The sequence below is a fragment of the Halomonas ventosae genome, assembly GCF_004361885.1.
GTDB lineage: Bacteria > Pseudomonadota > Gammaproteobacteria > Pseudomonadales > Halomonadaceae > Halomonas > Halomonas ventosae_C.
Genome location: NZ_SNWH01000001.1, coordinates 1 through 12,431, shown reverse-complemented (window position 1 = coordinate 12,431; position 12,431 = coordinate 1). Strand labels below are relative to the sequence as shown.

Below are 12,431 nucleotides of genomic sequence, written 5' to 3'. Positions count from 1 at the left end.
ATAGCCCTTATGGGCTATATATTGCCATTATAACCTTTTAAGGCTATTAGATTGATAAATAGCCCTCCAAGGCTATCCTTGAGGCGAGAGCCCCGGAGGACCTGCCATGCCACAGCGAATCGCCGTGCTGACCGGCGACGTGATCGACTCGCGCAAGATCGACGACCGACCTCGCCTCTACCGGCTGCTGGATGAGAGCCTGGTCGAACTGGCCTCCCTGCATGGCGGCCACGGCGAACGCTTCCGTGGCGACGGCTTCCAGCTCGCCCTGCCCCGGGCGGCGCCGGCCATGGAGGCGGCCGTGGCCCTGCGGGCGGCGCTGGTCGAGCACTCCGAGCCCGACCAGCGCTGGGATGCCCGCATCGCCGTGGCGGTCGGGCCGGCGGAGCGCGGCATCGCGGCGGCCGACGGCGCCACCTTCGTGGCCTCGGGTCGCGCCCTGGATGCCCTGGCCGACACCAGCGCCCACCTGTCGCTGACCCGGCTGGACGCGCCCGAGGACCCCGGCCTCGCCCTGCTGGTCCGCTTCATCGACGACCTGCTCGACGGCTGGTCGCCCTACTCCGCCGAGGTCGTCGGCCTGAGCCTGCGCCATGATGCCTCCCAGCAGGCCCTGGCCGAGCGGCTCGGCATCCGCCAGCCCAGCGTACACAAGCGTTTGCGCGCCGCCCGCTGGGCCCTGCTTTCCGACACCCTCGACTACCTGCGACAGCGCCTCGCCGACGAGGAGGGCACGCCATGAGCGCCGATGCCCTCTCGTTGCTCATGGGGCTGGTCCTCGCCCACCTGGTCGGCGACTTCCTGCTGCAACCGCGTACCTGGGTGGAGGAACGCTACCGGCTGCGCCACCGTTCCCCGCGCCTGTTCCAGCATGCCGGCCTGCATGGCCTGCTCGCCGGGGGTGTGCTGCTGATGGCGAGCGCGGCCACGCCCCGGGGCCTGGCCGCGGTGCTGCTCGGCGCCCTGACGGTGGCCGCCAGCCACTGGCTGATCGACCTGGCCAAGGCCCGACTGCCGGCCGGCGAACTGCGCTGGTTCCTGCTCGACCAAGCCAGTCACCTGCTGGTGCTGCTGGGACTCTGGCTGGCCTGGCTCGGCAGCCTGGCCCCGCTGCGCGAGCTCGCCGCCTGGCTCGCCTCACCGACGGTGCTGGGAATGGCGGCCGCCTACCTGCTGGTGACGCGCCCGCTGTCGATCGCCATCGCCCTGGTCATGCAGCGCTGGAGCGAGCAGCTCGAGGAGACCGGCACCCTGGCCAGCGCCGGAGCGCGCATCGGCGTGCTGGAACGGCTGCTGGTGCTGACCCTGGTGCTGCTGGACCAGCTCACCGCGGTCGGTTTCCTGCTCGCCGCCAAGTCGGTGCTGCGCTTCGGCGACCTGCGCGACTCCCGCGACCGCAAGCTCACCGAATACGTGCTGCTCGGCACCCTGCTCAGCGTCTCCACCACTCTGGTGCTGGGCATGCTGGTGCGCCTGCTGCTGCTCGAGGGCTGACCAGGGCTCGGCGGGAACACCGTGTGAGCACAAGCTTTTGCCGCCTCGGACGGCGAGCCGTACAATGCTCGGTCATTGCCGCCGACCTGCGCGGCCCCCGATTCCGTCACCTGTACGAACACGCTCGAGGAACCGCCGGACCCATGCGCGCTAGCCAACTGTTGATCGCCACCCTCAAGGAAACCCCCGCCGACGCCGAGGTCATCAGCCATCAGCTGATGCTGCGCTCGGGGATGATCCGCCGCCTCACCTCCGGCCTCTACACCTGGCTACCGGTGGGCCTGAGGACCCTGCGCAAGGTCGAGCGCATCGTGCGCGAGGAGATGGATCGCGCCGGGGCCCAGGAGGTGCTCATGCCGGCGGTGCAGCCGGCCGAGCTATGGCAGGAGTCCGGGCGCTGGGAGCAGTACGGCCCGGAGCTCTTGCGCCTCAAGGATCGTCACGAGCGCGACTACTGCGTCGGCCCCACCCATGAAGAGGTGATCACCGACCTGGTGCGCAAGGAGATCGCCAGCTATAAACAGCTACCGGCCAACTTCTACCAGATCCAGACCAAGTTTCGCGACGAGATTCGCCCGCGCTTCGGGGTGATGCGCGCCCGCGAGTTCATCATGAAGGACGCCTACTCTTTCCACATCGACGAAGCCTCGCTGATGGAGACCTACCAGGTGATGTATGACGCCTATATGCGCATCTTCACCCGCCTGGGGCTCGATTTTCGCCCGGTGATCGCCGACAACGGCGCCATCGGCGGTACCGGCTCCCACGAGTTTCATGTGCTCGCCGACTCCGGCGAGGACGACATCGTCTTCTCCACCGAGTCCGATTATGCCGCCAACATGGAGAAGGCCGAGGCGCTGCCCGCCCCGCTGGGCAGCAACGTCCAACGCCCGGCCCCCAGCGAAGCGCTGCGCCTGGTCGATACCCCGAATGCATGGACCATCGCCACTCTGGTGGAACAGCACGGCCTGCCCATCGACAAGACCCTGAAAACGCTGATGGTCCACGGCGCCGAGGGTGGCCTGATCGCCCTGTTGGTGCGTGGCGACCACGAGCTCAACGAGGTCAAGGCCGAGAACCTCCCCGAGGTGGCCGCTCCACTGACCCTGGCCAGCGAGGAAGAGATCCGCGCCGCGGTGGGCGCCGGCCCCGGCTCGCTCGGCCCGGTGAATCTGGACATGCCGATCATCATCGACCGCTCGGTCGCGCTGATGAGCGACTTCGGCGCCGGCGCCAATATCGATGGCAAGCACTACTTCGGTATCAACTGGGAGCGTGACGTGGCGCTACCCCCGGTGTATGACATCCGCAACGTGGTCGAGGGCGATCCTTCACCGGATGGCCATGGCACCCTCTCCATCAAGCGCGGCATCGAGGTCGGCCACGTCTTCCAGCTGGGACGCAAGTACAGCGAGACCATGAACGCCACCGTACTCGGCGACGAAGGTCGTGCCGTACATCCCTGGATGGGCTGCTATGGTATCGGGGTGACCCGCATCGTGGCCGCCGCCATCGAGCAGAACCACGATGATGCCGGGATCATCTGGCCCGATGCCATCGCGCCTTTCCAGATCGCCATGGTGCCCATGAACGCCCACAAGTCGCAGCGGGTGCGCGAGGAGTCCGAGCGGTTGTATCAGGCACTGACCGCCGCCGGCTTCGAGGTGCTGCTGGACGACCGCGACCTGCGCCCCGGGGTGCGTTTCGCCGACCACGAGCTGATGGGCATTCCCCACCGGCTGGTCGTCGGTGACCGCGGCCTGGACAACGCAGAACTGGAGTACAAGGGACGCCGTGACAGTGACGCCACCATGGTACCGGCCGCGCAGATCCTCGACTTCCTGGGCGAGAAGCTCACGCGCTGACGCCTGCCGCATTGCACACCGCTGCCGAGCGCTGAATCCCACGGAGAAATCCTGCTACCCAAAGTAGTGGCACACGCCATGCGCTCGCGCCTTGGCATAAAAAAAGCCGACCCTGGCGGGTCGGCGACTGGGGGGAAGCTCCCCCCTCCCCTGACGACTCTCGAAACGGCTGGCTCAGTGCTTCTTGTTGTGATGATTGTTGCGATGATGATCACGGACGATGAAGGCGATCCAACCCCCCATGAAAGTGATCATCATCGCGACGGTTACCAGCCCGAAGATTACGGCGTCATCCAGATACATGGTGATGTCCTCCCACCCCGATGTCTTGAAGGCACTGTAGCCCGTCGGGAGAAGGAGAAAGCTGACCTGCATCAATTTCCCCGCTGCCACGGTGGGGCAAGGGAAATACGTTGATCTAGGTCAGGTTTCACGGCATCTTCTTGTCCTCGACCTCAGCGGGATCAGTACCCGGGGGCAGCGGATGACCCTTGGCGAGTTCGGCGCGGGTGGCGTCGCGGACCTCCAGCACCTCAAGGTGGTAATGCAGGACCTCCCCGGCCAGCGGATGGTTGGTATCGATGACCACGACATCATCATGCACCTCAAGTACGGTGACGATCTCGGGGCCATCGTCACCCGGCGTCTGGAAGCGCATGCCTGGAGCGAGTTCCGCCACCGGGAAGGCATGGCGGCTGACCTCACGCACCAGCGCCGCGTCGCGCAGGCCATAGGCCTCGGCCGGCATCAGGGTGACGGAGAGTTGGGCGCCAGCCTCCTGGCCGGCCAGGGCATGCTCCAGGCCGGCCATGATATTGCCGTGACCATGTAGGTATTCGAGGGGCTTGCCTCGATTACGGGAGTCATCAAGAACACTGCCGTCCCGGTCGCTGAGCTCATAGTGCAGGGTCACGACCCGTTGAGGGGCGATGGTCATGGGGCCTCCTGAGAGGTTGAGATAAATGGAGAAGGGAGCGTTGTCTAGTCGCGACGCCGCAGCTGACCGACAGGCATCTCCAGGCGCTGCTGCTTGTGCAGCATGTTGAGCAGCACGATGGCGCGCTCCTCGCCCTTGTGGTTGGCGAACACGGCTTCCAGGTCCTTGAAAGGCCCTTCGGTAATCTCCACCGCCTCACCGGCACGGAAGTACAAGTTCGCGGTCGCGTCCTCTTTCCCGCTGCCATGCGTGAGCAGCGTCTCGACCAGCTCGTCGCTGACCGGCACCGGCAGCTCGAGGCCGAAGGTGACGATCTTGAGCACGCCACGGGTGGAGCGGATGGGCCGCCAGTTGCTGGTCAGGCGATCGAGCCGGATAAACAGATAGTAGGGAAACAAGGGTTCGCTGACCCACACGAGCTTGCCGCGGCGCTGTTTCTGAATCTCGAGCACCGGATGGAAGAGCTCGTAGCCCTGGTTGGCCAGGTGCTCGGCGGCGCGAAAGGACTCGCCGCCCTTGCACTGGGTCACGTACCAGCGAGGCACGGCATCGTCGGCCTCGGCCTGGCGAATCTCGGAATCGCTCATGTCGCTCCTGATAAGGGTTCCTGCTGGCATGACGATCGAGGCTTTGCAACAATCCCTATCCTGGGACTTTACCATCGATGGCCGAGGCCTGCGTGGCCTCCATCGCCTCCAACGCTAGGAGCGCTACCCGACCATGCCGTCCCCCATCGCCCGACGCAGCTGGCGCGACGCCCTGGCCATCTACCTGCATGTGCCGGTCATCACCATGCTGTTCCTGGGGTTCTCCGCCGGCCTGCCCTTCCTGCTGGTCTTCTCGACCCTCTCGGCCTGGCTGCGCAGCAGCGGGGTTGAAGTGGCGGCCATCGGCTTCTTCGCCTGGATCGGCATGCTCTACTCGATCAAGTTCTTCTGGGCCCCCGTGGTGGACCGGCTCGCCCTGCCGCTGCTAACCCGCGCCTTTGGGCAGCGCCGTGGCTGGATGCTGCTGGCTCAGGCGATGATCGCCACCGGCCTGGTGGGGCTGTCCGGCATCGACCCACTGGGCCATCTGCCCCTAGTGGCGGCCTTCGCCCTGTTGGTGGCCTTCGGCAGCGCAACCCAGGACATCGCCATCGACGCCTTTCGCATCGAGTCCGCCCCAGACAATATGCAGGCCGCCATGGCTTCGACCTACATCATCGGCTATCGCGGCGGGCTGCTGGCGGCCGGGGCCGGCGCCCTCTACGTGGCTTCGCTGGCCTCCTGGGAGGCGGCCTACCTGAGCATGGCGGCACTGGTGGGCATCGGCGCGCTCACCGTGCTGCTGCGTCCAGAACCCGAGCGCCTCTCGCTGACCGTCCAGCTGATCCACGAACCCCGGGTGCGCGCTTTCCTGCGCGCCTCCCGCGGCCGGGCAAAGCCGCTGCGGCGACTCGGTGCCTGGGTGATCTGCGCCATCGTCTGCCCCTTCACCGACTTCTTCAACCGTCACCGACGCAAGGCGCTATGGCTGCTGGCGTTCGTGGCGGTGTTCCGGATCAGCGACCTGGCCATGGCTTCCATGGCCAACCCGCTCTACATCGACCTAGGCTTCACGCTGGCCACTATCGCCAATGTCACCAACGCCTTCGGTATTGCCATGAGCATTGGGGGCGGAGTCCTCGGAGGGCTACTGGTGGTCCGCTATGGCATCGGGCCGATCCTGGTGCTGGGGGCCGTGGCCGCAGCTCTGACCAACCTGCTGTTCGCGGCCCTGGCGCTGGCCGGCCAGAGCCTGGCGCTGCTGGTGATGGCGATCATCGGCGACAACCTGGCCAATGGCCTGGCCAGCGCCGTGTTCATCGCCTTTCTCTCGAGCCTCACTTCACGCGCCTACACGGCTACCCAGTACGCGCTGTTCTCGTCGCTGATGACCCTGCCGGGCAAGTTTCTCAGCGGCTTCGGCGGCCTGGTGGTCAGCGGCCAGGGCTATGCCACCTTCTTTTTGATCTCCACGCTGCTGGGACTTCCGGCCGTGCTGCTGGCGATCTGGATTCAACGCGACCTTGAGCTGGTGCCCGCCCCCGGGGTCAGCTGATCACCGCTCAGCCATCCAGCCGCGCCTGCAACCAGTCAAGCGCCCCCGGCGTGGTCCGCCACTGATCGCGCATCAGAGTGCGGTACTGCCAAGCCTCGGCGCGAGAGCCGGGCTCGGCGACACCCTCACTACCAGCGACAGGGCGCGGATTTTCGGCGCACAGCATGGCCAGGGCATGGGGATTGTGGCGGGACACCGTCTCCAGTGCCTCGCCGGCTTCGTCGCGGCGCTCCAGGCGGAAGAGCGCCAGCACCCGCCCCATCAGCAGCCCCAGCGGCGGAGCCTCGTCGTCGCCGTCGAGCTGGTGTTCGCTCAAGGCCAGGGCTGCGTGATCGCGGCCCTCGCGCAGCAACTGGTCGAGCACCAGCTCGCGCAGGCCAAGGCTATCCTGGTCATCCAGGCTTAGCAGCCGTTCGGCGAGTTCACGGGAGCGTGCCCGGGCGCCGCGCTCCATGCCTACCACCAGCGCCAGGCCGGTACGCAGCAGCACGGCGTTGTCGGCGCTGTCCCACAGGAAGGGTCCGTCGCCCTCGGCGCGCACTTGTTCGAGCCAGCGCTCCAGCCGGTTCGCCAAGGGCTCGAACAGGCTCGGCGCCATCCATGGCAGGCTGCCGAAGCGGCTGGCCAGCGCCAGCGCCAAGGCTTGCACCACGGCGGGAGCATCCAGCCATTCGGGGTGGGCGCAGAGCGCCGGCAGCCACTCCCCGGCATGCGGCCAGGGATCCTCATCGAAGCCCATCGGAGCGTCGCTGTCGACCCGCGCCCGGAACACCTTCTGCCAGACGGCGAACAGGGTGTCCTCGCGGGCGGTGGTGTGATACTCGAGAGCGCCGTCGTCACTGCGGTGGATCTCCAGTCGCGGGGCCACGGGCAACGACTCCAGCAGCGCCTGAAGAGCCATCAGTGGCTCGGCCAGATCCTCCTCGGCACTAAGCAGCTGGTCGGCCAGCGTCGCCCCGGGGTTCTCGGCCAGGTCGGCCAGAAACTGCAACTGGTCGGGGTCCAGATCGCCTTGGCGGGCCAGGCGCCGGAACCAGAACCGCGAGCGCTCGGCGGCTTCCTGCTCATGGCCCTCATGGAGCAGCAGCATGGCCTCGATATAGGCCAGGGTCGGCGAGTCGGGCAGCGCCTGCTGGGCACGCACGAAGGCCGCCCGGGCGCTGTCCAGGTCGTCGTTGTCCAGGTGCATCAGGCACAGCCGCTCCAGCGCCACGCCGCGCAGGAACAGCGGCCCGCGGTCGAGCACGGCGTCGAGCAGCGCCTCGCGCTTGCGATGAAAGCCGCGCTCCTGGTAAAGATCGATGAGGATCTCGAAGGCGGGCTCGGCCTGTTCGGGCAGGGTCAGCCAGTCGTCGCGCTCGAACAGCGACTCGAGGATCTGCTGGGCGCGCCCGCGCTGGCCGGACTCGGCGGCGATCAGGCCGGCCTCCAGCAGCGCCTGGGCCGGGGCGCGACCACTGGCCAGAGCGGCCTTGAGGGTCTGGCCCTTCCAGTCGCGCAGCGAGAGCATCCACATCAAATGCGGCGGCACATGGCCGGGCAACTTGACCGCCCCGCAGCAGTGCTTGGTCTTGCGCCCGGAGTCACACCAGCAGGGCTCGTTGGGCCCGGGCCGGGCCAGCGGCTCGGCGGCGAAGTCGAGTCGTGCCAGCGGGGTCTGCGACCATAACTCGGGGGCCAGCGCCTGGGCCAACGCCAGGTTGCCGCCGACCAGGGCTGGCCCTTCGTCGCGGGCCCAGGCCATCAGCGTGGGATAGCGCTCGTCCTGGCGAATGGCCTTGAGCGCCCCCGAGGCAAAGCCCAGCAGCTGTTCTACCCATACTGCCAGCATCGCGCACTCCAACCTTTGGAAAACGCCGTAGTCTACCAGTCCGGTGCCAGGCTGGGCAGGTGGGTCGAGCGTCTATCCGGGTACGGATCAGCGCCCCGCCGGTGCGGGCACCGAGACCCAGCAGACGCCGGGTACGGCCACGTTCACGCATGCGCTCTCTCCCATGATCAGTATTGTACAAACATTGTACATATCCTGATGCAGCTTACATCTGGCCAGGCGTGGCGAATACTGGAAGAATGTCCATGTCATTCACCGCGACGAGTCATCATGCGACTGATCATCGCCGAGAAACCCAGCCTGGCACGGGCCATCGCCGAGGCCCTGCCCGGCTCGCTCCGCAAGCAGGAGGGCGCGCTGGCGGTGGGCGAGACCACGGTCACCTGGTGCCTGGGCCATCTGCTGGAACAGGCTCCGCCCGACGCCTACGACCCGGCCCTCAAGCAGTGGCGCCTCGACCAGCTGCCGATCCTGCCGAGTCGCTGGAAGCTGATGCCTCGCCCCAAGACTCGCGGCCAGCTGGCGGTGATCCGTCGGCTGCTCAAGTCCGCCCGCGAGGTGGTGCATGCCGGCGATCCCGACCGCGCACTGTTACGATTTTTCTATTGAAAGCCATTATTACGCATGCAATGCATGAAATAGTGAAACCGTAACGGAGATGAACGTGTGGGTATCATACTTTGGGAAGTACCGGACTTTGTCGTAGATCAGCGAATTGAAAGGGATATTGATGCCCGTACCGGAGAGCTCTCGATATGCTTTGAAGGTACGGGTAACCATTTAGGAAAGCTGCCTCTCTTATTTGAAGACGATGGCGAGAGTATTCGTGCTGCTAACATTTGGCTCATTCACCTTAAAGCCAACCTGCGCAAAAAAACTGTCAACACTCAATCTCAGGCCCTACTGCATTATTTTACGTATTTGAAAGACATTGGCATGGAATGGGATGAAATGCCCATTGCGCTAAGGCTTAGACCTACCTATGGCTTTAGAAAACATCTTCGTGAAGCTTACAAAAGCGGAAATATCGCTCGCTCGACCGCGAACAGCTACATGGGCTCAGTCATTAATTTTTACAAATTCTACCTGGCTCGCAAGCACTCGTTTGAAAATCCGCCATTCAGATACGAAGCAGTCAGAATTGGTACGCAAGGGTCACATGAACATATGCGTAACAGCTTTATACATGTAGACACCACAGACTTAAGATTAAGGCTTCCGAATGACACCAGCCATAATGGATTGTCACGAAAGTTAATGCCACTAACCATGCCAGAGTGGACAATAACTGAAAAGCACTACAAGAAACTTAATACCGGCATCTCCAATAGAGAAAATAAAGAAAAAACAGTAGCACTAGCAAAAGAATTCCAGATTGCAGTTGAATTAAGCCGCTACTCTGGCTTAAGAAATTCGGAAATTGTGAGCCTTCGCGCAACTGCAATCTACAAGCCAAACTCAGAACAACTTCGAAAAAAATATCTCATCAACTCAGAAGGATTATCTCTTGATCCTAGGTTAGGAGTAAGAACCAAAAACGGAACTATAAGAACAGCTGAGATTCCTTCTGACATGATGAACCGACTGCATGAATACGTAAATTCGCCCAGATACATCAAGCGAAGAAAACTTTACGAAAAGAATAATTCAGAAGGTAATGAGCCACCATTGCTTTTGAACAACAGCGGACAGCCTTATTCGCCAAAAAGCATTGATGCACGCTGGGGGGAACTAAGGAATGCCGTAAAAAAAGAACTCCCAAGCTTTAACCATAAGTTTCACAACCTACGCTCGACATATGCTATTGAGAGACTGAAAGAACTATTAAACTCAGGGCTGAAAGAAGGAAAAGCGCTCGACTACTTGCAGGCTGTGATGGGTCATAAGCACAGAGCAACACTCCTCGGCTATCTCAAACTTTGTGAACAAGTGATGGCGGCAAACGAGATCCATGAATCGGCTTTAAGCATAGTATTAGATGGTGGTAAATAAGAATGGCTTTTCAAAGAAGAGAAAAAAGAAAGGTCTCACCAGCCAAGCCATCATATGGTTCAAATGTCATAAATATAAATTTAAAAGACAAGACCATTACGGATGGGCATGGCACTGCAAACTTTGAACGACTGCTCTACAAGGGCTGCCCGATTTTACCGATGGATGGTAGGCGTGCATGGGTTCCAAAGAATCAAACTGAGATTGTTGACGCCGGCAGGAAAGAAATTGTTATAAAGATTTGCAATGCTATCCATTCAATGGATAAAAAAGAAAGAACAAAAATAAATACATTTAACGAAACTGTCCGATACATAAGACTTCTAGAAAAACATGGAGTTGAAGAAATATTTTGTAGAGAGTCATTATCTCTTTATGTAAAGGACCTTGCTACCAAGTATATATCTGGCACGAAAGGTAAAAGCTTACAATCTCGACAGAACTCAATCAAAGCTTTACTCTTCGAGATAGATGCTGAGCTTTATGAACAATTCAAAAACAGTTTCATGTCTTTCCCGTCGGACACTATACGTGTCACCCCATATTCGGATGACGAGCTTAAAAAGATAATATCCAACCTTTTTACCATATATGACAATTATGCAGCACACCTTGAAAACAACACTGAACCGGAAGCTTTTCCATTATATAAAGCAGAAAGAAAAGATTGTTATGAAACAAACGATGCTCACACATTAAGAAGAACGGTTTCGTACAGAACAAACTCAAGCATCTGGAAATGTGATCTTGTCAGGACTGCATATTACATAACCTGCTTCTACACGGGCGTTAACTCAACTCCATTGCTGGACTTAAAAACTTCAGATTTATCGGAAGAGCCGTTTAAGGATATTACACGCAGAGCGTATAAGTTAAAAACTTATAAAGGAAGGCAGTCCGGGAAGAAAAATGAAATCAATATTGGCTTTACCAAGAAGGCAAAAGTATTTTTTGAGCGATGGATCAAGATAAGCAAAAAACTCAACGGCTATGAGGATGGATATGTATTTCCGAACCTAATCAATGACAAGCCATCAAAGATGACAAGTACAAATATAAGCAAACTTAACAAATACCTTGCCCAACTTGAAATCCCGGCGCTAAGTAGTCAACGATTCAGAAAGACTAAAGCAACGCTTATCATGAGAGCTACGGAAAGTATCTTCATGGTTGCTCAAGGGTTAAACAACTCTGTAGAAACAGCAGCAAAACACTATGCCGACGGAGACGCAGTAACCACCGAATTTTCCCTAGCATCTGCATTGTACATACGTGAGCAAACTGCTTTAGGCAAACCACTAGAAACCGTGGTAAAAGAAAGCTCCTTTATCTTTAGAGACCCTGTCAAAGAAAGCAATATAGGTAATCGCTTTAAAAAGCTTTCAAACGGTCTAAGGTGTGGCGGAGCTTATAAAGAAAAATCCATAAAAATTAAAAATGCGTTAGTTAAAGAAGGCATAGCGAGCACAGAAGATCTTGTTGCTTGCCATAAATTTTTAGAATGTTTTGGCTGTATGCATCATGCGGTAGTTGCGGAGAAAGATGATATATGGCTATTACTATCATTCCAAGATGTTATCTTGGAATCCATAAATAGGCCTTCAGTCAACTCCAAACCAACAAGCTTGCTAGGCAAAGTCGATTACACGCTTCAAGTTATCATAGAAAAGATGAAATCAGATCATAAAGCTGTTTATGATGAGGCTTACCAACAGTACCTGGAAGCCCCCCATCCGCTTTGGCAGGATATTGACGATATTGAGTTAGTGCTGGGAGCTTACTGATGATTGAAGAACTAAAGTCAAATGTGCTAGATGAGGATTTAATCGTATCATTTGACACTCAAGAAAATCCTTACAGTTACTACTCATCAGACAAATGGGTTTTATGGTCTCTTGACTTCACAGCTTCCTTTTCCATGCTTTCAGGCGAATTCAAAGCTAGTGCTAAAAACATCGTATATAGCATTATAAATGATGTAACGCTTAGCTCAAAGAAAAGCACCATTGAGAACCTCCTTTCAGGTGCAGCTATTTTTGAGCGCTGCATAACATCTTGTGGAGGAGAAAATTACGATTTTATTGACAACGACAGGAATTATAGACTTTTTCTAGCACAGGCTAAGAAACAAAAACGTAACTATTCAGGTAGCTGCGGATAGCCTGTCGCCAACCACCTGATTCTTCTGGCATAGTGTGCCTGATCCTTCGGTACATCAATGCGATGACAT

At 59.1% G+C, this 12,431-nt stretch carries 11 protein-coding genes and 1 pseudogene; 8 read left to right on the top strand and 4 right to left on the bottom strand.

The genetic code is table 11. The annotated features are described in order from the left end of the window. Positions 1-106: 106 nt before the first annotated feature. The 3 genes from DFO68_RS00060 to DFO68_RS00050 all read left to right on the top strand — a co-directional run bounded on the left by DFO68_RS00060 (position 107) and on the right by DFO68_RS00050 (position 3,359). On the top strand, positions 107-742 hold the full coding sequence (locus DFO68_RS00060; protein ID WP_133480841.1) for a hypothetical protein: 636 nt from the start codon (positions 107-109) through the stop codon (positions 740-742). Beyond that, positions 739-1,494, top strand: a complete 756-nt coding sequence (locus DFO68_RS00055; RefSeq protein WP_133480839.1) for a DUF3307 domain-containing protein — start codon at positions 739-741, stop codon at positions 1,492-1,494. Before DFO68_RS00060 ends, DFO68_RS00055 begins: the two co-directional genes overlap by 4 nt. A gap of 143 nt (positions 1,495-1,637) precedes the next feature. Next, the gene (locus DFO68_RS00050) at positions 1,638-3,359 is read left to right on the top strand and encodes a proline--tRNA ligase (protein WP_133480837.1); all 1,722 of its coding nucleotides are present in this window, start codon (positions 1,638-1,640) and stop codon (positions 3,357-3,359) included. Between the two features lie 174 nt (positions 3,360-3,533). Here DFO68_RS00050 and ccoM read toward each other — a convergent pair whose 3' ends face one another. Genes ccoM through rfaH form a run of 3 tightly spaced genes read right to left on the bottom strand, consistent with a single transcriptional unit; the run spans position 3,534 to position 4,883 of the window. Next, complete coding sequence (gene ccoM / locus DFO68_RS00045; RefSeq protein WP_133480836.1) at positions 3,534-3,734, bottom strand: cytochrome c oxidase subunit CcoM; 201 nt, start codon at positions 3,732-3,734, stop codon at positions 3,534-3,536. A 55-nt stretch (positions 3,735-3,789) separates the two neighbouring features. Then, entirely contained in the window at positions 3,790-4,296 is a 507-nt protein-coding gene (locus DFO68_RS00040; RefSeq protein WP_133480834.1) for an FKBP-type peptidyl-prolyl cis-trans isomerase, read from the bottom strand. A 44-nt stretch (positions 4,297-4,340) separates the two neighbouring features. After that, the gene (gene rfaH, locus DFO68_RS00035; protein WP_133480832.1) at positions 4,341-4,883 is read right to left on the bottom strand and encodes a transcription/translation regulatory transformer protein RfaH; all 543 of its coding nucleotides are present in this window, start codon (positions 4,881-4,883) and stop codon (positions 4,341-4,343) included. Between the two features lie 133 nt (positions 4,884-5,016). On the opposite strand from rfaH, the gene DFO68_RS00030 reads away from it, so the two are divergent. After that, entirely contained in the window at positions 5,017-6,378 is a 1,362-nt protein-coding gene (locus tag DFO68_RS00030) for an AmpG family muropeptide MFS transporter (RefSeq protein ID WP_133480829.1), read from the top strand. Between the two features lie 7 nt (positions 6,379-6,385). Here DFO68_RS00030 and DFO68_RS00025 read toward each other — a convergent pair whose 3' ends face one another. Next, on the bottom strand, positions 6,386-8,209 hold the full coding sequence (locus DFO68_RS00025) for an SEC-C domain-containing protein (protein ID WP_133480827.1): 1,824 nt from the start codon (positions 8,207-8,209) through the stop codon (positions 6,386-6,388). A gap of 270 nt (positions 8,210-8,479) precedes the next feature. Here DFO68_RS00025 and DFO68_RS00020 point away from each other — a divergent pair. From DFO68_RS00020 to DFO68_RS00005, 4 genes and pseudogenes are all read left to right on the top strand, one after another. After that, positions 8,480-8,794: pseudogene (locus DFO68_RS00020) on the top strand (toprim domain-containing protein); the annotation flags it as partial. A gap of 81 nt (positions 8,795-8,875) precedes the next feature. After that, on the top strand, positions 8,876-10,201 hold the full coding sequence (locus tag DFO68_RS00015; protein WP_133480825.1) for a tyrosine-type recombinase/integrase: 1,326 nt from the start codon (positions 8,876-8,878) through the stop codon (positions 10,199-10,201). Positions 10,202-10,203: 2 nt separating this feature from the next. Beyond that, complete coding sequence (locus DFO68_RS00010) at positions 10,204-11,985, top strand: site-specific integrase (protein WP_133480823.1); 1,782 nt, start codon at positions 10,204-10,206, stop codon at positions 11,983-11,985. Beyond that, positions 11,985-12,362: a hypothetical protein gene (locus DFO68_RS00005; RefSeq protein ID WP_133480820.1), complete on the top strand. Its 378-nt coding sequence runs from the start codon at positions 11,985-11,987 to the stop codon at positions 12,360-12,362. Before DFO68_RS00010 ends, DFO68_RS00005 begins: the two co-directional genes overlap by 1 nt. The last annotated feature ends 69 nt before the right edge of the window (positions 12,363-12,431 follow it).

Excerpts from the sequence above, each read along its gene's own strand:
- DFO68_RS00060 (WP_133480841.1), top strand. The coding sequence starts at position 107 with ATGCCACAGCGAATCGCCGTGCTGACCGGCGACGTGATCGACTCGCGC.
- DFO68_RS00055 (WP_133480839.1), top strand. The coding sequence starts at position 739 with ATGAGCGCCGATGCCCTCTCGTTGCTCATGGGGCTGGTCCTCGCCCAC.
- DFO68_RS00050 (WP_133480837.1), top strand. The coding sequence starts at position 1,638 with ATGCGCGCTAGCCAACTGTTGATCGCCACCCTCAAGGAAACCCCCGCC.
- ccoM (WP_133480836.1), bottom strand. The coding sequence starts at position 3,734 with ATGCAGGTCAGCTTTCTCCTTCTCCCGACGGGCTACAGTGCCTTCAAG.
- DFO68_RS00040 (WP_133480834.1), bottom strand. The coding sequence starts at position 4,296 with ATGACCATCGCCCCTCAACGGGTCGTGACCCTGCACTATGAGCTCAGC.
- rfaH (WP_133480832.1), bottom strand. The coding sequence starts at position 4,883 with ATGAGCGATTCCGAGATTCGCCAGGCCGAGGCCGACGATGCCGTGCCT.
- DFO68_RS00030 (WP_133480829.1), top strand. The coding sequence starts at position 5,017 with ATGCCGTCCCCCATCGCCCGACGCAGCTGGCGCGACGCCCTGGCCATC.
- DFO68_RS00025 (WP_133480827.1), bottom strand. The coding sequence starts at position 8,209 with ATGCTGGCAGTATGGGTAGAACAGCTGCTGGGCTTTGCCTCGGGGGCG.
- DFO68_RS00010 (WP_133480823.1), top strand. The coding sequence starts at position 10,204 with ATGGCTTTTCAAAGAAGAGAAAAAAGAAAGGTCTCACCAGCCAAGCCA.
- DFO68_RS00005 (WP_133480820.1), top strand. The coding sequence starts at position 11,985 with ATGATTGAAGAACTAAAGTCAAATGTGCTAGATGAGGATTTAATCGTA.